This is a genomic window from Sodalis sp. RH21, assembly GCF_047324175.1.
GTDB lineage: Bacteria > Pseudomonadota > Gammaproteobacteria > Enterobacterales > Enterobacteriaceae > Acerihabitans.
The window spans coordinates 5,166,897-5,187,728 of record NZ_CP178732.1; the positions used below are offsets into that span (position 1 = coordinate 5,166,897).

The 20,832-nt window shown below is 60.1% G+C and carries 20 protein-coding genes; 14 read left to right on the forward strand and 6 right to left on the reverse strand.

Annotated elements, in window-relative coordinates; translation table 11 throughout:
- Positions 1-122: 122 nt before the first annotated feature.
- Genes ACL2XP_RS23880 through ACL2XP_RS23895 form a run of 4 tightly spaced genes read left to right on the forward strand, consistent with a single transcriptional unit; the run spans position 123 to position 3,036 of the window.
- Positions 123-1,547, forward strand: a complete 1,425-nt coding sequence (locus tag ACL2XP_RS23880; RefSeq protein ID WP_413735827.1) for a cytochrome ubiquinol oxidase subunit I — start codon at positions 123-125, stop codon at positions 1,545-1,547.
- A 1-nt stretch (position 1,548) separates the two neighbouring features.
- A complete protein-coding gene (cydB, locus tag ACL2XP_RS23885; protein ID WP_413735828.1) occupies positions 1,549-2,556 on the forward strand; it encodes a cytochrome d ubiquinol oxidase subunit II in 1,008 nt (335 codons plus the stop codon).
- A gap of 39 nt (positions 2,557-2,595) precedes the next feature.
- Positions 2,596-2,757: a DUF2474 domain-containing protein gene (locus ACL2XP_RS23890; protein WP_413735829.1), complete on the forward strand. Its 162-nt coding sequence runs from the start codon at positions 2,596-2,598 to the stop codon at positions 2,755-2,757.
- A 24-nt stretch (positions 2,758-2,781) separates the two neighbouring features.
- Entirely contained in the window at positions 2,782-3,036 is a 255-nt protein-coding gene (locus ACL2XP_RS23895; protein ID WP_413735830.1) for a hypothetical protein, read from the forward strand.
- A 100-nt stretch (positions 3,037-3,136) separates the two neighbouring features.
- Here ACL2XP_RS23895 and ACL2XP_RS23900 read toward each other — a convergent pair whose 3' ends face one another.
- Entirely contained in the window at positions 3,137-3,847 is a 711-nt protein-coding gene (locus tag ACL2XP_RS23900; RefSeq protein ID WP_413735831.1) for a glutamine amidotransferase, read from the reverse strand.
- Positions 3,840-5,534: an assimilatory sulfite reductase (NADPH) hemoprotein subunit gene (cysI, locus tag ACL2XP_RS23905; RefSeq protein ID WP_413735833.1), complete on the reverse strand. Its 1,695-nt coding sequence runs from the start codon at positions 5,532-5,534 to the stop codon at positions 3,840-3,842. Before cysI ends, ACL2XP_RS23900 begins: the two co-directional genes overlap by 8 nt.
- Positions 5,535-5,872: 338 nt before the next feature.
- On the opposite strand from cysI, the gene dhaR reads away from it, so the two are divergent.
- A complete protein-coding gene (gene dhaR / locus ACL2XP_RS23910; RefSeq protein ID WP_413739278.1) occupies positions 5,873-7,816 on the forward strand; it encodes a dihydroxyacetone kinase operon transcriptional regulator DhaR in 1,944 nt (647 codons plus the stop codon).
- A 59-nt stretch (positions 7,817-7,875) separates the two neighbouring features.
- Here dhaR and dhaM read toward each other — a convergent pair whose 3' ends face one another.
- The 4 genes from dhaM to ACL2XP_RS23930 all read right to left on the reverse strand — a co-directional run bounded on the left by dhaM (position 7,876) and on the right by ACL2XP_RS23930 (position 12,517).
- Positions 7,876-9,339 (reverse strand): dihydroxyacetone kinase phosphoryl donor subunit DhaM, encoded by a 1,464-nt coding sequence (gene dhaM / locus ACL2XP_RS23915; protein ID WP_413735834.1) that lies wholly within the window; start codon positions 9,337-9,339, stop codon positions 7,876-7,878.
- Between the two features lie 27 nt (positions 9,340-9,366).
- A complete protein-coding gene (dhaL, locus tag ACL2XP_RS23920) occupies positions 9,367-10,002 on the reverse strand; it encodes a dihydroxyacetone kinase subunit DhaL (protein ID WP_413735835.1) in 636 nt (211 codons plus the stop codon).
- A gap of 15 nt (positions 10,003-10,017) precedes the next feature.
- Positions 10,018-11,088 carry a dihydroxyacetone kinase subunit DhaK gene (gene dhaK / locus ACL2XP_RS23925; protein ID WP_413735836.1) on the reverse strand — a complete coding sequence of 357 codons (1,071 nt, stop codon included), beginning with the start codon at positions 11,086-11,088 and terminating at the stop codon, positions 10,018-10,020.
- A gap of 214 nt (positions 11,089-11,302) precedes the next feature.
- Complete coding sequence (locus tag ACL2XP_RS23930; RefSeq protein ID WP_413735838.1) at positions 11,303-12,517, reverse strand: SIS domain-containing protein; 1,215 nt, start codon at positions 12,515-12,517, stop codon at positions 11,303-11,305.
- Positions 12,518-12,920: 403 nt separating this feature from the next.
- On the opposite strand from ACL2XP_RS23930, the gene ACL2XP_RS23935 reads away from it, so the two are divergent.
- From ACL2XP_RS23935 to ACL2XP_RS23975, 9 genes are all read left to right on the forward strand, one after another.
- On the forward strand, positions 12,921-13,226 hold the full coding sequence (locus tag ACL2XP_RS23935; protein ID WP_413735839.1) for a PTS sugar transporter subunit IIB: 306 nt from the start codon (positions 12,921-12,923) through the stop codon (positions 13,224-13,226).
- 84 nt (positions 13,227-13,310) lie between these two features.
- Positions 13,311-13,634 (forward strand): PTS lactose/cellobiose transporter subunit IIA, encoded by a 324-nt coding sequence (locus ACL2XP_RS23940; protein ID WP_413739279.1) that lies wholly within the window; start codon positions 13,311-13,313, stop codon positions 13,632-13,634.
- A complete protein-coding gene (locus tag ACL2XP_RS23945) occupies positions 13,627-14,928 on the forward strand; it encodes a 6-phospho-beta-glucosidase (RefSeq protein ID WP_413735840.1) in 1,302 nt (433 codons plus the stop codon). The genes ACL2XP_RS23940 and ACL2XP_RS23945 overlap by 8 nt, the downstream gene beginning before the upstream one ends.
- 65 nt (positions 14,929-14,993) lie before the next feature.
- Complete coding sequence (gene celB, locus ACL2XP_RS23950) at positions 14,994-16,355, forward strand: PTS cellobiose transporter subunit IIC (RefSeq protein ID WP_413735841.1); 1,362 nt, start codon at positions 14,994-14,996, stop codon at positions 16,353-16,355.
- 231 nt (positions 16,356-16,586) lie between these two features.
- A complete protein-coding gene (locus tag ACL2XP_RS23955) occupies positions 16,587-17,090 on the forward strand; it encodes a YgjP-like metallopeptidase domain-containing protein (protein WP_413735842.1) in 504 nt (167 codons plus the stop codon).
- 202 nt (positions 17,091-17,292) lie between these two features.
- Positions 17,293-17,553, forward strand: coding sequence for a hypothetical protein (locus ACL2XP_RS23960; protein WP_413735844.1), 261 nt, complete (start codon positions 17,293-17,295; stop codon positions 17,551-17,553).
- A 60-nt stretch (positions 17,554-17,613) separates the two neighbouring features.
- Positions 17,614-18,909, forward strand: coding sequence for a putative hydroxymethylpyrimidine transporter CytX (gene cytX, locus ACL2XP_RS23965; RefSeq protein ID WP_413735846.1), 1,296 nt, complete (start codon positions 17,614-17,616; stop codon positions 18,907-18,909).
- Between the two features lie 63 nt (positions 18,910-18,972).
- Entirely contained in the window at positions 18,973-20,160 is a 1,188-nt protein-coding gene (locus tag ACL2XP_RS23970) for a DUF1615 domain-containing protein (protein WP_413735847.1), read from the forward strand.
- Positions 20,161-20,292: 132 nt separating this feature from the next.
- Positions 20,293-20,820, forward strand: a complete 528-nt coding sequence (locus tag ACL2XP_RS23975) for a DUF1993 domain-containing protein (RefSeq protein ID WP_413735849.1) — start codon at positions 20,293-20,295, stop codon at positions 20,818-20,820.
- The last annotated feature ends 12 nt before the right edge of the window (positions 20,821-20,832 follow it).

Sequence of the window (20,832 nt, forward strand, 5' to 3'; positions counted from 1 at the left end):
TTTGTAGCTGTTATACCCCAGTTTTTCATTCTATGATCGACGGCGTCCCGCAGCGTTAACGCGCCAATCCCTTGGCGGGCAGCGGAACCCGGTTGTTCGGATTAATCAGTATGGGGTATGCCATGTTTGGGCTAGACGCGTTTCACCTTGCCAGAATCCAGTTCGCCTTTACGGTGTCCTTCCACATTATCTTTCCCGCCATCACCATCGGCCTGGCCAGCTTTCTGGCGGTGCTGGAGGGACTGTGGCTGAAAACCCGCAATGACGATTATCGCGATCTATATCATTTCTGGTCCAAGGTTTTTGCGGTGAATTTCGGCATGGGGGTGGTTTCCGGACTGGTGATGGCATATCAATTCGGCACCAACTGGAGCGGTTTTTCCCAGTTCGCCGGCAGTATCACCGGGCCGTTATTGACTTATGAGGTGCTGACCGCCTTCTTTCTGGAAGCCGGCTTTCTCGGGGTGATGCTGTTCGGCTGGCGGCGGGTGGGCAACGGCCTGCATTTTTTCGCCACCTGCATGGTGGCGCTCGGCACCCTGATGTCCACCTTCTGGATACTGGCGTCCAATAGCTGGATGCATACGCCCCAGGGATATGCGGTGCAAGACGGCCAGGTCGTGCCGCTGGACTGGGTGCAGGTGATTTTCAACCCGTCCTTCCCCTACCGGTTGCTGCATATGTCCACCGCCGCGTTTTTGGCCAGCGCCCTGTTTGTCGGTTCCGCCGCCGCCTGGCATCTGCTGCGCCATAACGATACCCCGGCCATTCGCAAAATGCTGTCGATGGCGATGTGGATGCTGCTGGTAGTCGCCCCGATCCAGGCGGTGCTGGGAGACATGCACGGCCTGAATACGCTGGAATACCAGCCGGCCAAGATCGCCGCCATCGAGGGCCACTGGGAAAACCGCCCCGGCGAGGCCACGCCGCTGATCCTGTTCGGCCTGCCGGACATGGCCGGGGAAACCACCCGCTACGCCCTTGAGCTCCCCTACCTGGGCAGCCTGATATTGACCCACAGTTTGCAGCGGCAGGTGCCGGCGTTAAAGGACTTTGCCAAACGGGATCGGCCCAATTCCACTCTTGTTTTCTGGTCGTTCCGCCTGATGGCCGGCTTGGGCATGCTGATGATTTTGCTGGGGATAACCAGTCTGTGGCTACGCCGGCGGCAGCGGCTGTACCGCTCGCGCGTTTTTTTGCGTTTTGCCCTGTTGATGGGCCCGACGGGGCTGATTGCCATCCTGGCGGGCTGGTTTACCACCGAGGTCGGCCGGCAGCCTTGGGTGGTTTACGGCCTGCTGCGGACCCGCGACGCGGTATCCGCCCACGGCGATTTGCATATGAGCATCAGCCTGCTGGCGTTTATCGCGATTTATTCATCGGTGTTCGGCGTGGGTTATCTGTATATGGTGCGCCTGATGCGCCAGGGACCGCAGCCGGGCGAGGGGCAAGCGCCGCCGCCGGGCGGTCCCGGCCGGCCGCGCACGCCGGCCCGCCCATTATCCGCGGTGCAGGAGCCGTTAAATCCCACAGGCAAGAGGAACTGACATGGGCATCGATCTTCCGGTAATCTGGTTTGCCATTATTGTCTTTGCCACCCTGATGTATATCGTGATGGACGGCTTTGATCTGGGCATCGGCATTTTGTTTCCCATGATTCGGGACCCGCGGCAGCGGGATATGATGATTAATACCGTCGCCCCGGTATGGGACGGCAACGAAACCTGGCTGGTATTGGGCGGCGCGGCGCTGTTCGGCGCGTTCCCCCTGGCCTACGCGGTTATCATCGATGCCCTGGCCATCCCGCTGACCCTGATGCTGTTCGCGCTGATTTTTCGCGGCGTGGCCTTTGAGTTCCGCTTTAAGGCCACGCCCCATCATCGTCCCTTCTGGGATAAATCCTTCATCGCCGGCTCCGTGATTGCCACGTTCTGCCAGGGCGTGGTGGTAGGGGCGTTCCTGAACGGGTTCCCGGTGGCGGGACGCAGCTTTGCCGGATCGGCCTTCGGCTGGCTAACCCCGTTCAGCCTGTTTTGCGGCGTGGGGCTGGCGGCGGCTTACGCCCTGCTGGGTTGTACCTGGCTGATTATGAAAACCGGCGCCGGTTTGCAGCTCGCCATGTTCCGGCTGGCCGTTCCGCTGCTGGCGCTGCTGCTGCTGGCGATCGCCGCCATTAGTATCTGGACGCCGCTGGCGCACCCCGCGATTGCCCGGCGCTGGTTCGCGCTGCCTAATCTGTTTTATTTCCTGCCGGTGCCGGTGCTGGTGGCACTGGCCGGCGGGTGGCTGTACCGGTCGGTGCGGCGCCGCGCCGATCGCGCGCCGTTCCTGCTGACCCTGGCGCTGGTATTCCTTGGGTTCACCGGTTTGGGTATCAGCATCTGGCCGGATATCATTCCGCCCGCCATCGATATCCGCGCCGCGTCGGCGCCGGCGCAAAGCCAGGGTTTTATGCTGGTGGGCGCCCTGCTGATTATCCCGATCATCCTGGTCTATACCTTCTGGAGCTACTTTGTGTTCCGGGGAAAAATCAATCCCGAAGAGGGATACCATTAATCGCCAGTCCCGGGCCGCCCGGGAGGAGGGGGAATAAGTATGGCGACCTTGCAAAATACCGCCCGGCAAAGGGAAATGAAACCGTTATGGCGGCGCCTGCTCTGGCTGGCGGTGCTCTGGACGGCCAGCGTACTGGCGCTGGGAGTGGTGGCCGCCTTGTTCCGGCTGATGATGACGGCGGCGGGCATGAGCAGTCATTAACTGGGTGGAGATAACCTTTTTCCCATGTTCCAATTCGCTAAAAATGACGCAAACAGCGAAAAAGGGCTACTAAAAGGGTTCAGCGAAGTTTTATCCTCTCTTGGCCACTTAAGCGACGTACGCAGATGCGGTTTTTTTATTGGCAAGATTGATACCCTGGATCATTATCTACCACAATCCACAACGCCTTTGTCAATTCTCCAGAACGGAGCCATCGCCGATGAAATAAACCAGCTTTGCCGCATCGCCAAATTACGCGGTATGCAGGATGCGGAATAAGCAAAAGAGCGCTCAACCATCTGCTATATTTATTATATTATTTTAATATTTAATCGTTCAAGCATGGTTTCTGCTTTTATACACAACGTCAGAATATTCATTATGGCTGCTGATAAAACCGCCGCAATAGCGCCAGCGGCCATTCGGCATCGTTATCCGGCCGCGCTCCGGGGCCGGCGGGCGTCGCTGTCCGGCCGCTGGCCCGCAGGCAGGCATCCATGACGGCGGCGGTGAATTCGGGGTGAAATTGTACGGAAAACGCCTGCGGGCCATAACGCAGGATCTGGCAGTCGTCCAGGCGCGAAGTGGCCAATACCCTGGCCTGCGGCGGGGGACAAAGCACCGTTTGGCGATGGGAGAGCCAGGCGCCGAAGCGGGCGGGCAGTCCGGCCAAGAGGGGATCGGCTAAACCGTCGGGCAGTAGATCGATGCCCTGCCGGCCCCCTTCCCATCCGCGCGGGTTATCTCCCACCTCGCCGCCCAGGGCGTGGGCCATCAACTGATGGCCATAACAGACGCCAAACAGCGGCAGCTCTTGGGAAAATGCCGTGCGCACCCAGGCGGCCGCGCCCTCGCTCCAGTCGGCCCGGTCGGTCACCATGGCCCAGGAACCGGTGAGAATAGCTCCCGAGACGGTGCCGGCTTCGGGTAGCGGATCGCCCAGATCGGGGCGGATCAGCCGGTAGTCCCGCGCGTTCAGCGCCAAAGCCCGGATAAACCAGTTATGCTGCTGGCCTTGCCGCGCGACAATCGCCGCCGGCGGTTGCCCTAACTGGATAATGGCTAACGGCGCCTTTGCGGGACTAGTCATGCTGATAAAAATCCTTGGCTGAATTAATCACCGGTTTGATAATGCCCGCGCGCACCGCGAAGTCGCCGAACGCCTCGCCGTCGCCGCGCCCGGCGGCCCAGCGGCCGATAAGCGCATCGGCCTGGGCCATAATGGCCTCGACGTCGATATTGTCCCGATAAAGCCGCGGGATACGCGTGCCCGCCAGATTACCGCCGATATACAGACTGTAACGGCCGGGGCCGCGGCCGACCAGCCCCATTTCCGCCAGCATAGCGCGACCGCACCCGTTGGGACAGCCGGTGACGCGAAAAATTATCGCCTCTTCGCCCAGGCCGTGGCGGGCCAGTATGCTCTCCAGGCGCGCGACCAAATCCGGCAGCACCCGCTCCGCCTCCGCCATCGCCAGCGGGCAAGTGGGGAAAGACACGCAGGCCATGGCGCTTTTGCGCTGGGGGCTCAGCCGGTCGTCTATCAAGCCGTATTGCCGCGCCAGGGCGTCGATCAACGGCTTTTGCTGCTCGTCCACGCCGGCGATAACCAGATTCTGGTTCGGCGTTAAACGAAAATCCCCCCGGTGAATCCGGGCGATCGCGGCAATACCGGTTTTCAGCGGCGCGCCGGGCCGGTCCACCAGCCGTCCGCTGGGAATAAACAGCGTGAGGTGGTACTTGCCCTCCACCCCGGCCACCCAGCCGATGCGATCGCCGCGCGAGGTGAACCGATAGGGGCGCAGCGGCGCAAAATGCTGGCCGGACCGGCGCTCCACTTCCGCTTTAAACACCTCGACGCCCACCCGCTCCAGGGTATATTTGGTTTTGGCATTGCGGCGGTTGGAGCGGTTGCCCCAGTCCCGCTGGGTGGCCACCACCGCCTCGGCCACCGCCAGCGTGGCGTCCAGGCCGATAAACCCGAATTCGGTGGCCAGGCGGGGATACGTGCTGGTATCGCCCTGGGTCATGGCCAGCCCGCCGCCGACCAGGACATTAAAGCCGATGAGCTTTCCGCCGTCTTCAATGGCGACAAAACTCAGATCGTTGGCATGTAAATCCACATCGTTTTGCGGTGGAATCACCACGGCGGTTTTAAATTTGCGCGGCAGGTAGCTGTTGCCCAATACCGGCTCATCCTCGGGCTGCCGCACCTTTTCCCCATCCAGCCAGACTTCGGCATAGGCATTGGTGCGCGGCAGCAGGTGCTCGGATATTTTTTTCGCCCATTCATAGGCATCCCGGTGCAATATGGATTCCACCGGATTGGCGGTGCAGAGCACGTTGCGGTTCACGTCGCCGGCGGTGGCGCGGGAATCCAGGCCCAACTGCTGCAACAGCCGGTGCACCGGTTTGATATCCCGCTTCAGCACGCCGTGAAACTGCACCGTCTGGCGATTGGTAATGCGGATGCTGCCGTATAAGGTATGTTCGCTGGCGAAGGAATCCAGTCCCTGCCATTGGCCGGGGGTGATAATGCCCCCCGGCAGGCGGATGCGCAGCATGACCGTATGCAGCGGCTCCAGTTTCTGGTCCTGGCGCTCCTGGCGGATATCCCGGTCGTCCTGCTGGTACATACCGTGAAAACGGATCAGTTGAAAATTGTCGCCGGTAAATCCCCCGGTCAGTTGATCGCTTAAATCCTCCGTCAAGGTCCCGCGCAACAAGCGGCTCTCGCTTTTTAAGCGTTCGTTGTCGGATAACTTATCATCGCTCATATATTTGCTCCTGACGCCCGGCGGCGCCATGTTATTATTTTTTAAATAGCATTAATAAAAGGAGTTAAACATGTAAGCGGACGGGGGGATATAAACAGTCGGCGCGACTTTTTATATAACAGTTTATAGAGACAGGTTATTCCAGCAGGATACTATTTTTTATTACTTTATTAAACCCTGTTATGGCGAAATGATATAACCCCCCGCCGCGGGATGTAAAACATGGCGCCCATAACCATATTTGCCTGACGCTTAACAGACAGCGGGGGGGTATTCTGGGCTATTATCGGGCTTGGTAGCGGATTCTCCGGGAAGATGACATTGTGGTTGTTAACTCTATTGCCCCCCTCGCCGCCGGCGCCGATAGCCGGCCGCAAGCGCCGGACGGCGGCGGCACGCCGGCCATCGCAGACTCCTGGCAGCGCTGTCGCCCGGTAATGCAGCCCGCCGTCTGGCGCATGCCGCACCGGGCGGCCGGCGCCACCTTTGCGTCCATTTGCCGGCGGAAAAACGATTTGCTGGTGCTGGGCCAGGCGGCGCTGGAAGATGCCTATGAATACATGGAGTCGCGCCCCTGCGTACTGCTGATCCTCGACGAGAGCGGCTGCACCCTGTGGCTATGCGGCCACGCATCCACCCGCGCGCAATTGGCGGCGCTGGGCATAGTGGAAGGCAGCTACTGGAGCGAAGGCCTGATGGGCACCAACGCGCCCGCCCTGGCCATGGCCTCGGGCAATCCGGTGCAAATCGCGGGCCGGCAGCATTTTAAACGGGCGCTGCACCCCTGGCACTTTTGCGCCGCCCCGGTATACGACAATAGCGGCCGCCAGCGGGCGGTGATCGTCCTGGGCAGTCTGCTGGCGGAAAAGGCCGCCAGCGATTTGTCGCTGGCGCTGGTGCTGGCCCGCGAAGTCGGCAATTACCTGCACGCCGATAGTCTGCTGGGCGAAACCAATCGCCATCTCAACGCGCTTAACGCCCTGCTGGACGGGGTGGAGGACGGCGTATTGGCCTGGGACCAGCACGGCTGCCTGCAATACCTGAATTCCCGCGCGGCCGCCATGCTGGGGCTGGATGAAACCGAAAGCCTCGGCAAACCGGTGCTGGCGCTGCTCACCCTGCCGGCGCTGGTTATCCAGGCCATGCAAAACCGCAGCGCGCTAAGCCACGTCCAGGTGACGTTTGAACACCGGCAGCGCTTTATTCCGGCGCTGCTGACCCTAAAACCCATCCCCGACGGCGATCGGTGCGGTTTTATCGCCCTGCTCCACCCCCAGGAACTGTTGCAGCAACTGGTGCATAACCAGCTTGGCCGGGTCAGCCACACGTTCGAGGATATGCCGGTGGCGTCGCTGGAGATGCGTCGGCTGGTGCGTTATGGCAAACAGGCGGCCAAAGGCGGGCATCCGGTGTTATTGCACGGTGAAGAAGGGGTGGGCAAGCAGCGCCTGGGCCAGGCGATTCATAATGCCAGCGACCGCGCCGCCGGGCCCTATATCGCGCTCAATTGCCAGGCGCTGCCGCAGAATTTGATGGCGCGGGAGTTTCTGGGCAGCGATGCCAGCGAAGGGGAATCCGGGCTGCCGAGTAAATTCGAGCTGGCCAACGGCGGCACGCTCTATCTGGAACAGGTGGAGTACCTGTCGCCGGAAATGCAGTCCGCCCTGCTGCAAATTATCAAAACCGGCATGCTGATGCGCGTCAATTCCAACCGGGTGATTCCGGTGAACGTGCGGATCATCGCCGCCACCGGCGCCGATTTGCCCCTGCTGGTCAAGCAAAACCGTTTTCGCCGCCAGCTGTTTTACACCCTGCAATCTTTTGAACTGCATATTCCGCCCCTGCGCCAGCGCCAGCAGGATATCCCGCTGCTGGTACAGGAGTGCCTGGCGGCGCTGGGCCGGCATTTCCAGTGCCGCTACCGCATCGGGGCGGAAGTGATGCAGCAGTTCGGGCTCTATCCCTGGCCGGGGAACGATCAGGAACTGAAAAGCGCGGTGGAGCGCGCCGCCATGACCTGCCGCAACAATCACATTTGTCTTAACGATTTGCCGGAGTATCTCTTACAGGAACGGACGCTGGCGGAGCCGGACATGCCGGATATGCCCCCCATGCTCTCGCTGGCGGATCTGGAGCGCCAGGCCATTATCCGCGCGGCGCGGGTCTGCCACGGACAGTTAAACGAGATGGCGCCGCTGCTGGGCATCGGCCGCACCACGCTGTGGCGCAAGATCAAGCAATATCATCTGGAGATTGGGCAATTCAAGGGGGATGGGGGCTGAACTCCCAGGCCGCCGGATAATGGCTTACCCGGCATCCCCCGTGGCCCGCGCCGGCGGCGTTATGCCGTGACCTGCGCCAGGCTAAGCGTGCCGGCCGCGGGATCGAGAGTTGCCGCCTGGCCGGTTTGAGTCGCCTCCAGGCAGCCGCTTAACCCCACCACCATCGGAATCCCCAGCGCGCGCGCCAGAATGGCGCTATGGGACAATATATCCCCGCGCTCCAGGCCAATGCCCTTCACCCGCTGCCGATCCATGGCGATCATTTCCGACGGAAACAGCTCGCCGGCGATCACCAGTACGCCAAGGTTCGCCACGGGGGCGGCCAGCGCCGGCGGCGGCGGTTCAGCGGCTAAATAGCCCAGCAGGCGGTTAAGGATATCGCGCACATCCAGCTCCCGGGCGCGCAGATAGAGATCCTCCATGGCGCCATACTCCCGCGCAATCGCCATGAGCTCCCGCGCCAGCGCCGCATCGGCCCCCAGCAAGTCCTGCTTTATCCGCCGCTCCACGGCCTGTAGCAAATCCTCATCATCCAGCAGCAGTTGATGGGCGCTGAAAATCGCCCCCTGCTCTTCTCCTATCAGCGTCACGGCCTGCTGCGCCAGCCGGCCCAAATCACCGATAACCGCCGCAATCGCCGTCCGCATCCGGCCGATCTCCGCGGCGATCTGGCCCTGGCCGATGGGGTCGGGACGGGGCTGATGGCGTACCGGCCGCAGTTGCAGCACCGGCGCGCTAATGCTGCCCGGAGGGACCGGCGTGCCGGTCAGGATCTGCCCGGATGGCGGGGCGATAGCCTCGCCAAACCCCTGCCGCGCCAGGTCGCTGAACGCTTCAAGCGCCTGCGCCGCCTGGGGGCCGCTGGCCAGCAGGCTAATGGTGTCCCCCTGGCGGATTTGCAACGCCGCCAACTGGTTCAAGCTGCGCGGATCGGCGCCGCGGCCGGCTTTCTCCAGCCGCAGATCCGCCTGGAAGGGCGCCAGCGCGCCCGCCAGTTTGGCGGCCGGCCGCACATGCAGGCCGTTGGGATTAAGCACGGTCCAGCTGACGCGTTGGCTATCGGCGGGCATCGCCGGCGGCGACGGCCCGGCGGCGGGCGCGTCCGGATCGTCCTGCCCGGCCAGTTGGCCCATTTTGGCCGCCAATGCGCCCAGGGCTTCCGCCCTGACCCGCGCTAAATCCCCGCCGGCGGAAGCGGCGACCACCGCGGCCAGGGCGCCTTCCACCAGCGGCGCGGCGCATAACCGCACCCGCCGCGCCACGTCAGGCGCCAATAAATCCAGCGCCGTTTCGGCGCTCAGCAGCGCGCTGCCCAGATCCATCAACACCAATACGCCGGAAGGATCGTCCACCGATTCGATGGCTTCCATTACCTTAATCGCATCGGTGCCGATGGGATGCTCCGCGTCGTCCACGCCGGCGGCGATGGCCAGCCGGCACCCGTCCTGCATCATTTGCCCGGCCAATTGCTCGACGCCCTGCGCCAGCAGCAGGCTATGGGACACTACCACGATATTGACCATATCTCCTCCCGCTATCCCGCCGTGCGCTTATTCACGGCTGGCCACCTGGTAAAGCGCCTCGATCATCAGCATGGCCGAGGTGGCGCCGGGATCTTGATGGCCGATGCTGCGCTCGCCCAGATAACTGGCCCGCCCTTTGCGCGCCTGCATGGTAATCGTGGCCGCCAGCGCCTGCTGCGCCCGGGTCACGCCCCGTTGCAGCGCATCCACGATCGTCAGGTCTTGATCCCGCGCCTGCTCCAATTCGTCCACCACCGGCAGCCAGACATCGCACATGGTTTTATCCCCCGGCTCCGCTTTGCCGCGCATCACCACGCCCTCCGCCCCCTCTTTCAGCATCAGGCAGAGCGCCGGCAAATCGAGGCTTTGCTTGGCATTGGTGCTTTGCGCCGCGCGAATAAAGAACGTGCCCAGCAGCGGGCCGCTGGCCCCGCCCACGCTCGACAGCAGCGTCATGCCGGTATTCTTTAAAATAAACCCGATATCCTTGTCCGCCACCGACGGCAATTTCTCCAGCACTTTATCAAAGCCGCGGTTCATATTCAGGCCATGGTCGCCGTCGCCGATATCCGAATCCAGCTGGGTCAGGAACACCCGCTGGGCGGTAAAAACCGCGGCGCACTGCTCCAGCCAACCGACAATATGCTGTTTGGTGATAACCATTCGTTCCTCCAGGAATTAGCAGCCCCAACGCAGGGCCGGGGTATTAACCGGTGCGTCCCATAATGCCAGCAGCGGATCGTCGACTTGGAGCAGGGTGATGGAGATGCCCTGCATATCCAGCGAAGTACAGTAGGACCCGATAAGCTTGCGTTCAATCGTCAGGCCGAACTCATCGCAGCACTGCGCCAGGCGGTGCCAGACGCCATACAGTTCGGATAACGGCGTGGCCCCCAGATTGTTCACCAGCGCAATCACCCGATCGCCTTTGGCCAGCGCCTGCTTGGTCTGGCGCGTCTCCTGCCAGTCCCCCGCCAGCCGATCCCAGTGGCGCAGGGTGCGCTGATAATGACCATGCTCGATCAGGGTGGTAAACATGCTGTCCACCGTCTCGTTGAGCGAGCCGAAAGGACGGCGTTCGATACCGGGTTCGCCGTGAATGCCGATGCCGAACTCCATCTCGTTTTCCGCCAGCGCAAACGACGGCTTGCCGGCGGCCGGTACGGTGCAGGCGCCCAGGGCGATGCCCAGCGAGTGCCCCTGATTATTGATGCGCTCCCCCAGCGCCCGGCATTCATCCAGCGAATCGCCGCGCGCGGCGGCGGCGCCGAGCAGTTTTTCAATCAGTACGGTATTGGCCACCCCGCGCCGGCCGGTGGTAAACAGGCTGTCTTTCACCGCCACGTCATCGTCAATCACCAGCGTCGCGACGGCCGTTCCGCTGGCGTGCAGCAACTCCGCCGCCGTCTCGAAATTCAGGATATCGCCGGTATAGTTCTTGATCAGCATAAGTACGCCCTGACCGCCGTCAATGGCCTGCCCGCAGTCATACATCTGATCCGGCGTCGGGGAAGTGAAAATTTCGCCGGGGCAGGCGCCGGCCAGCATGCCTTCGCCGACATATCCGCAATGCATCGGTTCATGGCCGCTGCCGCCGCCGGACATTAACGCCACTTTGCCGGCCGCCGCACCCGCGCTGCGGGTCACAAACAGCGGTTCCTCGTGCAATCGCAGTTCGGGATGGGCCTCCACCAGGCCGTGCAGTTGTTCGTGCAGTACCGCTTCAACGCTGTTGATTAATTTTTTCATACGTTGCTCCGCCATCAGAGAGATAAGAAATAGGCTATGGGTACTTACTATAAAGCGGAGATTCTTGCAGGGTGATAGCGGCGGAAAAAGTTCCATTATGAAACATTGCGCCGCCGGCGACGTTTTATTATGAAACGGCCAACCGGCAAATAATGCCAGAAAGTGAGCTGCCGCACACAATGGAGGGAAGAGGAATTAAGAGAGGAACCCCGGCTTATGCCATATCGTCCAGCGCCCGGCGCGCGCGTTCGAGCTGGGCCTTTCGTTCTTCCGGCGCCTGGAGGGCCAACTGCGTCAGCAGCAGATCGAGGGTCAATAACAGGCCGTAACGCGCCGCCCCCGATTGGGAAATAGTCGCCACGCTGTCGGTATTGAGCGGCAGAACCACCCCCGCCAGCGTAGCCAGGGCGCTGGCCGCGGGAACCATGGCGATAACCGGGGCGCCGTACCCTCCGGCAATGCGGGCGGCGGCCAGCAGATCCGGGTTTTCCCCGGTCATGGAGAGCGCCAGCACCGCCTGCCGCGGCCCCAAATTAGCCGCCGTGATACGCATCATTTCAGCGTCATGGTAAGCAAACGCCGGATAACCGGCGCGCATTAACCGGTGCTGCAAATCGTTGGCCAGCAGCGTGGCGCTGCTGCCGGTGCTGAACAGATAAATACCCTGCGACTGGTTTAAAATTTCGCTGGCGCGGGTAAACGCCCGCGCTTCGAATTGCAGCAAGTGCCGGTGCAAAGTCTGCTCGATCTCCGCCACCGTCTGGCGCCACAGCAAAGGGATGGAGTCCGGCACGGGGGGCGCGGCGGGCAAATAACGTGAACCGACGGCGCTGGCCTGCGCCAGCTTCATGCGCAAATCGCGGATATCATCGCAGCCAATGGATTTGGCAAAGCGGGTGATGGTGGCGGGGCTGACTCCGGCCTGCGCAGCCAATTGCTCAATAGTGGCCGACGAGGCGAACGGCACATCGTCAAGGATCGCCTGGGCGACTTTGGCTTCCTGCTGGCTAAGCTGATTAAGCTGCGCGCGGATTTGGTAAATAATATCGCCAATATCTTCTTCAGCGCCAATCGAGCGGGCAAACAGGCCGATGGCCGCGGCGCTGACGCCCGGCAGCTTGCCAATGGCGGAGGCCGAGGCAAACGCCACGTCCATATTGCCTAATACCGGCGGCGCGACCGGGATTTCGGCGGCCGCGGCCGGGGGCTGCTGTTCACGCATACGATAAATAAAATCGTTCAGATCCGCGCAACCCAGGGATTTGGCGAAATTGCCGACAATTTCCTTGCTCACGCCGGCCCGGGCCGCCAATTGATCGATAGTCGCGGTGGAAGCGAACGTGGGATTCTCCAGGATGGTTTTGGCGACCCTGGCTTCCTGACGATTAAATTGGTTTTGCCTGAACTGAATTTGATAAACGATATCCATGACCAAGATGTCCCATTTTTGCGCCGACCGGCCAGCCCCGATCAAATTAACGTAGTTTGCGTACCGGTTAAAGGCCTGGCCCTTAGGATACCTCAGTGAAAATATTTTTCATAGGTCCCTCACAATTTTGGCGTATGGGGCGTCATGAAAAAAGACTTTATTTATAAATCACTTTAAATCAACATGTTATAATAAATTGCACATCTTGAATTTTTCATAAAAATCGATGATGATCACATTGATGAAAAATATTTTCATTGACAGATGTTTTCAACTTGCTGTTTTTTAATGATTTTTTATTTCCATAATTAAAAGCTATGGGCCCAAGGTATTTACAACCGGTCATCGCTGCTGTTTTATGTTTATACCAAGCGAGGATTGCCTGTTATAGGGAAGCAAAAAAATGAAAAAGATTATTTTATGCTGCGCCGCCGGCATGTCCACCAGCATGCTGGTGCAAAAAATGAAAGCCGAGGCTAAAAAACGCGAATTGGAGATCGATATCCAGGCGATCCCGGTGGCGGAATTTGAACAAGTGGTGGCGCAGGCGGATATTATTCTGCTTGGCCCGCAGGTGAAATATGAATATTCCCGGTTATCCGCCATTGCCACGCCGCTGGGTAAACCCGTGGCGGTAATCGATATGCTGGATTACGGCACCATGCGTGGGGATAAAGTATTGGATAAAGCGCTTAGCCTTATTTCCTGACGCCTCTTAATTAAATCAACGCGTGAATGTTTTGCTTCACGCGCCGGGTGAGCTATGCCTGAACAGCGGCAAACGGGGGGCAATATGGATCTGGAAAGCAGCGTAATGGAGTTATTGATCCAGGCCGGCAGCGCCAGAAGTAGTTTATTAACCGCATTGCGGCAGGCCAGGCACGGGGATACCGGCGCCGCCCTGGCGGGAATGGCCGAGGCCAGGGCCGCCATATCCCTGGCGCACAAAATACAAACGCAGTTAATCAGTTTAGATGAAGGCAGTGGAAAAATACCGTGCAGTTTAATTCTGATGCATGCGCAGGATCATTTGATGAACGCCATGCTGGTACAGGATTTAGCCGCCGATCTGATAGAACTTTATCGCCGAATACCGCAAGGGGCACACCATGACTAAAATAACCGTGATTGGTGGTGGCAGCAGCTATACACCGGAACTGGTTGAAGGATTGATTAACTATCACCATGAAGTCGCGCTCACCGAACTGGCGCTGGTGGACGTGGAATCGGGCCGTGAAAAAGTGAATATTATCGCGGCGCTGGCGCGGCGCATGCTTAAGCGCAACGGGTTGGAGCAGGTCGTGGTATCGGTGCATTTTAGCCTGGAAGAGGCGATCCGCGGCGCCAGCTTCGTCCTGACCCAGCTGCGGGTCGGCCAGCTCGCCGCGCGGGCCGGGGACGAACGGCTGGGATTATCCTTTAATTTGCTCGGGCAGGAGACCACCGGCGTCGGCGGTTTCGCCAAAGCGCTGCGCACCATCCCGGTCATGCTTGAGGTGGCGCGCACCGTGGAAGCGGTGGCCCCCGACGCGTGGATTATTAATTTCACCAACCCGGCCGGCATCGTAACCGAGGCGGTGTCCCGCTATAGCAAGGCCAAAATCATCGGGCTGTGTAATGTGCCGGTATCCATGCACCATATGATTGCCGATATGCTCAAGGCGCCGCGCGCTGACGTGGATCTGCGTTTCGCCGGCCTCAATCATATGGTATGGGTGCATCAGGTCACGCTGCGCGGCCAGGATGTCACCCGCCGGGTCATCGATTTGCTGAGCGACGGCGAAACGCTGACCATGAACAATATTAAAGATGTGCCCTGGCCGCCGGCGTTCTTGCAAGCCCTGGGCGCCATTCCCTGCCCTTACCATCGCTACTTTTACCAGACCGCCGCCATGCTGGAAGAGGAAATAGCCGCGGCGCGGGAGGGCGGCACGCGGGCGGAACAGGTCATGAAGATCGAAGCGGAGCTGTTTGCCCTGTATGCCCAACCCGAGCTGGATAAAAAGCCCGAACAGCTCAGCCTGCGCGGCGGGGCCTTTTATTCGGAAGTCGCCGTCGAACTGATCCGCGCCATTCATAATAATTCCGGCAAAATATTAGTAGTGAATACCCGCAATAATGGCGCTATCCAGGGTTTGCCCGACGATGCGGTAATCGAAACCAATTGCGTGGTTGACGCCCAGGGCGCCCACCCGTTGAGTTTCGGGGCATTGCCGCCGGCCATGAACGGCCTGACGCAGCAGGTAAAAGATTTCGAACGCCTGACCATTGAAGCCGCGGTACACGGTTGCCGCAAAAGCGCGCTCCTGGCGCTGGTGGTCAATCCGCTGATCGGCAATGTCGCAATTGCGGAAACGATGCTGTCCGAGGTGTTAAGCCAGAACCGGCGCTATTTGCCGCAATTTAATTAAATAGCCCGGCACTGCCCATAAAAACAATCAGGCTACACTCCGCAACCGCCGGAGAAGGGGGGATTATGTCTCGTGTAAATAGTATTCTCGAACGTTATATATTGCCAACAGCGTTAAAAATCGCCGGCCAGAAACATATATTATCGGTACGCGACGGTATTATCCTGAATATGCCGTTTATGTTAATCGGCTCTTTTTTCCTGATCTTTGCCTATTTGCCTATTCCCAGTTATGCCCATTTTATGGGGGAGATTTTCGGCGATGCCTGGCGCGATAAACTGCTTTATCCGGTTAAAGCCACATACGACATCATGGCCATTATCTCCAGTTTTGGCATCGCCTACCGGCTGGCGGAAAAATACCGCGGCCTTGACCCGCTCACTACCGGCGCCGTCTCGCTAGTGGCGTTTATTATGACCATTCCTCAGCACACCTTGTTCACTCCGGTACAGGGCGCGGCGGAACAAATGGTCAAAGGCGTGCTGCCGATGAATTTTATCGGCAGCCAGGGCTTGTTCGTGGCCATCGTGGTGGCGATACTTTCCACCGAGATTTACCGGTTTGTGCATAACCGCAATATGGTTATCACCATGCCGGAAGGGGTGCCGCCGGCGGTGGCCAAATCGTTTCTGGCGTTGATTCCGGGCTTTTGCGTATTGGCGGTGATCCTGGCGCTGCGGCTGATCGTGGAGGCCACGCCGTTCGGCGATATCAATACCATGATCGCCACGATTATCGGTATCCCGATGCATCATATCGGCGGCACGCTGCCGGGCATGATTTTCTCGGTGATCCTGATCGGGCTGCTGTGGACCCTGGGTTTGCACGGCGACGCCATCGTCCTGGTGTTTATCCAGCCGGTATGGCTGTCCAATATGTCGGAGAACCTGACCGCGTTTCAAACCAATCAACCGATCCCGCACATTATTACCCAGCAATTCTATGATTTGTGGATCGCCCCCGGCGGGACCGGCGCACTGCTGGGACTGGTGATTTTTATGCTGCTGCGCAGCCGCAGCGCGCAAATGAAACAGCTGGGGAAAATCGCCGCGCCGGGCTGCTTGTTTAATATCAGCGAGCCGATGGTGTTTGGCATTCCGCTGGTCATGAACCCCTATTTTTTCCTGCCGTTTATCCTGACCCCGGTGGTGCTGGTCATCGTCACTTATACCGCCATGGCGACCGGGCTGGTGACGCCGCCGGTGGGCATTGCGCTGCCCTTCACCACGCCCATCTTTATCAGCGGCTATCTGGCTACCGGCGGCCACATCTCCGGCACGGTGATCCAGGTGGTTAACCTGGCGATCTCCATGGTGATTTACTACCCGTTCTTTTTAGCCTGGGATCGGCAGAAATTCCGCGAGGAGCATCAGGCGCGGCAAGCTTCGGCCGCCGAGCTGGCCGCCTCGGAGGGGCATCGGGCCTAATGCGCCGCGGGCCATGGCATAACAGCACGGGCGGGAACCAGCGGTATTCCTGACCCGTGCCGCGGGCCGGTATGGGACATCAGGCCCGGTCCGCCCCGTCCCGATAGCGCCGGCGTCGGCGCGAACAAGCCCCCGCCCCGATAAAAAATGTCCCTACGGGCGGCCACCCTCGGCTTTTTCCGGTAATATTAAGCTCTCCGGCTTGTTTTATGGCCGCGCTATAGGGCTGTTATGACACCACTGATTTATTTGCAAGGCTACCCCGAGCATCTGCTGGCGCAGGTACGCACGCTTATCGCGGAACAACGCCTGGGCGACGTGCTGGCGAAACGCTATCCCGCCGCGCACGCTGTCACCAGCGACAAGGCGCTGTACGTATATACGCTGGATTTAAAAAATCACTATCTGCGCAATGCCGCCCCGGTGAATAAGGTGGCCTGGGACAGTAAAATCCATGTGCTGAAAAATGCGCTGGGCCTGCATACCGCGGTGTCCCGCGTGCAGGGCGGCAAACTGAAAGCCAAGGCGGAGATCCGTATCGCCACGGTATTCAAAACCGCTCCGGCGGATTTCCTGCGCATGATCGTGGTGCATGAACTGGCGCATCTTAAGGAAAAAGAGCACGACAAGGCGTTTTACCAGCTGTGCTGCCATATGGAGCCGCGCTATCATCAGTTGGAATTCGATACCCGCTTGTGGCTGACCCAGTTGGCGCTGGAAGCGCCGCGGGAATAAATTTTTCGTCGAATAGACCCTCTTCATTGCTGTTAGTCAAATCACTAAATAGAGAGGGTAAATATAGTGTGGAGTTATCTATTTAACAAAAATGGCATACGCTAAAAACAATTCTTCAAGCCAAAAATGTTACTAGCCATAATATATTAACACCATAGATTATAGTGAGATTGAATTTCTTATAATATTCTAGGTGCTGCCGGTGCCGATTCCCCTGAACTGCACCGATGGTTTTAGCGAGGCGTATTACGGCCGGCCCGAGCGGCTGCTCGATCCGGGCGCGCGCCGGGCAAATTCCGCATGGAGTTTTGCCGATCCCGCCATCGCCGATCGGTTCGCCAGGGATTTAAGCCGCGATCTGGCTGACGGCAGTTGGGACGCCCGCTACGGGCATTTGCGCCGACAGCCCTATTTTGACGGCTCGCTGCGCCTGATTATCAGCCGGCCCGCCGGACGTGATTAGCCTGCGAACCATTGCGCAGATATGCTATCGTGGCGTATCTCTGCTATATGAAATAACCCCATGAAAAATAGCAATACCTACTCCCCGGGTCGGGTGACCACCGCTGGCGATCGCATTTTGGGATGGCGCGATCTGTTCTCGCTATGGTTTTCGTTAGGCATCGGCCTGGCGGTACTGCAAGCCGGAGCCGTGCTGGCTCCCGGCCTGGGCATGCTGGAATCGCTGTATGCCGTGGCGATCGGCTCGCTGGCGGGCAGCGTCCTGCTGGCATTGTCCGGAGTGATTGGTTATGACACCGGGCGCTCGGCCATGGCCACCATGGCTTTCAGCCTGGGCAACACCGGCGCGTCGGTGCCCGCCGTGCTCAATGTATTGCAGCTTATCGGCTGGGGGGCGTTTGAAATCGTGATGATGCGCGACGCGGCCAGCCTGCTGGCGGCGCGCGCCCTGGGCAGCGGGAGCATGTGGGCCAATCCCGCGCTGTGGACCTGGGTGTTCGGCTTGTGCGCCACCGGACTGGCCCTGGGCGGGCCGCTGGCGTTTATCCGGCTGGTATTGCGGCGCTTTGGCATCTGGCTGCTGCTGTTTGCCTGCGCCTGGTTAAGCTGGTCGCTATGGCGGCATGCGGATTTAGCCAAGCTGGCCGCGACCGCCGGCAACGGTTCGCTGCCGTTTGCGGCGGGTTGCGATATCGTCATTTCCATGGCGTTATCCTGGCTGCCGCTGGTGGCGGATTATACCCGGTTCGGCAAAAGCGCCCGCCAAAGCTTTTTCGGCACGCTGAGCGGCTATCTGCTGGGCGGGCTGTGGATGATGGCCCTGGGCGGCGCCTACGCGCTGGCCTATACCGGCGACGGCGACGCCAATGCGCTGCTGGTCGCCCTGTCCGGCGCCGCCTTGGGCATTCCGCTCTTGCTGATCCTGATCGATGAAAATGAAAACGCCTTCGCCGACATCCATTCGGCGACCTTGTCCTCGGCGCTGTTATTGCCGCTGCGGGTCAAGCCGCTGACGCTGATTATCGGTTTGGTCTGTACGCTGATCGCCTGGCGGGCGCCCCTGTCGCAATATGAAAATTTCCTGTTATTAATCGGTTCGGTGTTTGCGCCTTTATTCGGCGTGGTGCTGGTGGAGCATTTCGCGATCCGCCGGCGCCGGGATCTCGCGCCGGGCGCGGCGCTGTCCTGGCGCGCGTTTTTGTCCTGGGGCTGCGGCATCGCCGTTTACCAGCTAATGGCGCAAGTTTATGCGCAGATAGGCGCCACGCTGCCCGCGCTGATCGCCGCCGGGGCGCTGTACTATCTGTTATCCTGGCGCGGAGTATCTTACCGCGCCGCCTTGCGCCATCCCCGGTAATCGCGGCGGGGAGCATGTCTTCCCCGCTATTTACCCCAACCACCAACAGGATTAACCGGCCCGATGTCATTCGTTTTTTTGCCACAGTGCCCACAGCGCCCACAGCGCCCACAGCGCATAGTACCCGCCGTCCGCGGCGCGGCGGCCCAGCAGCGCCAGGCAGGACGCCTTGCCGTCCTGGCGCTGCTGCTGACGCTGGCCGGCTGTGGCACCCAGCACCGGCAGGCGCAGGCCCCCGCGCCGAGTCCGCAGGACGTACGGGCGAAAATCGTTAAGCTGTTGCCGGCGAACACCGCCGATCGCGCCGGCTGGGCGAAGGATATCTATGCGGCGTTTGCCGCGCAGGACCTGGACCCGTCCACCGAAAACCTGTGCTCCGTATTGGCGGTGGCCGGGCAGGAATCCGGCTTCCAGGCCGACGCCCCGGTACCGGGGCTGGGCAAAATCGCCTGGGCCGAGATTGACCGCCGCGCAGCCCAGGTGCATATCCCGGCCATGGTGGTGCACGCCGCGCTGCATATTCCGTCCCCCAACGGCAAAAGCTATAGCGAACGCCTGGATGCCGTGCGCTCCGAAAAAGAGCTGAGCGCTATTTTCGACGACTTTATCGGCATGGTGCCGATGGGGCAACGGCTGTTCGGCAACCTGAACCCGGTGCATACCGGCGGGCCGATGCAGGTAAGCATCGCCTTTGCCGAAGCCCATGCCAAAGGCTATCCCTACCCCGTCGACGGCACCATACGCCGCGAGGTGTTCAGCCGCCGCGGCGGTCTGTACTTCGGTATCACCCACCTGCTGGGCTACCCGGCCCATTACGACCGGCAGATCTTCCGTTTTGCCGATTTCAATGCCGGCTGGTACGCCAGCCGCAACGCCGCCTTTCAAAATGCCGTCGGCCGGATCTCGGGCAAACCGCTGGCCCTGGACGGCGACCTGATAAATTATGGTTCCGCCACGCCGGGCGCCACGGAGCTGGCGGTGCTTTCCCTGGGCAAACGGCTGGATATCAGCGCGGCGGCCATCAGGCGCGCGCTGGAGAAAGGCGAGCGGCTGGATTTTGAGGAGACCGACCTTTACCAGCGCGTGTTCGCCCTGGCGGACCAAGGACGCGGCCAGCCGCTGCCAAGGGCCATGCTGCCCGGCATTACGCTGGAAAGCCCGAAAATTACCCGCACGCTTACCACCGCCTGGTTTGCCCGCCGCGTCGATCAGCGCCATCAAAGTTGCCTGGCCAAGGCCGCCGGCGGCTGATGTCCCGTCGCCCCGCTGAATTCAATAGCGATCGTTAAAAAACGTTGACGGCCGGGGCACCCCGTCCTACCTTGATGACGGCCCGGTAATCGGGCCGATTTCCCTACATCATATAACGATGAGAAAACCAACATGGCTAATCCGGTACAAGATCTCACTTTTTACCAAGCTTCGATCCCCGTATTTATCCGGGCGCTGAATAATTTATCCGCGCTGCTGCATAAAGCGACGGCCTTTGCCGCCGAGCAGGGTATCGACGAGTCGGCGCTGGTTAATGCCCGCCTGGCGCCGGATATGTTCAGCCTGGCCAGGCAGGTGCAATCCGCCAGCGACGCGGCGAAATCCTGCGCGGCGCGGTTGTCCGGCGGCGAAATTCCCAGCTTTCCGGATACCGAAACCACCTTCGCGCAATTGCAGGAACGGATTGCGAAAACCATCGCTTATCTTAACGGACTCCCCCGTGAACCGTTCGCCCATGCCGGCGTGCGGCCGATCGTAATGAACATGCGCGGCACCGCCAGGACGTTCAGCGGTTATGATTACCTGTTCCGGCTGGCGCTGCCCAACCTGTTTTTCCATGTCACCACGGCTTACGATATTTTGCGCAATCAGGGGTTGGCGATAGGCAAGAGCGATTATTTGGGGTCGTTCGAGGAGTAACGGGCGGGTAAC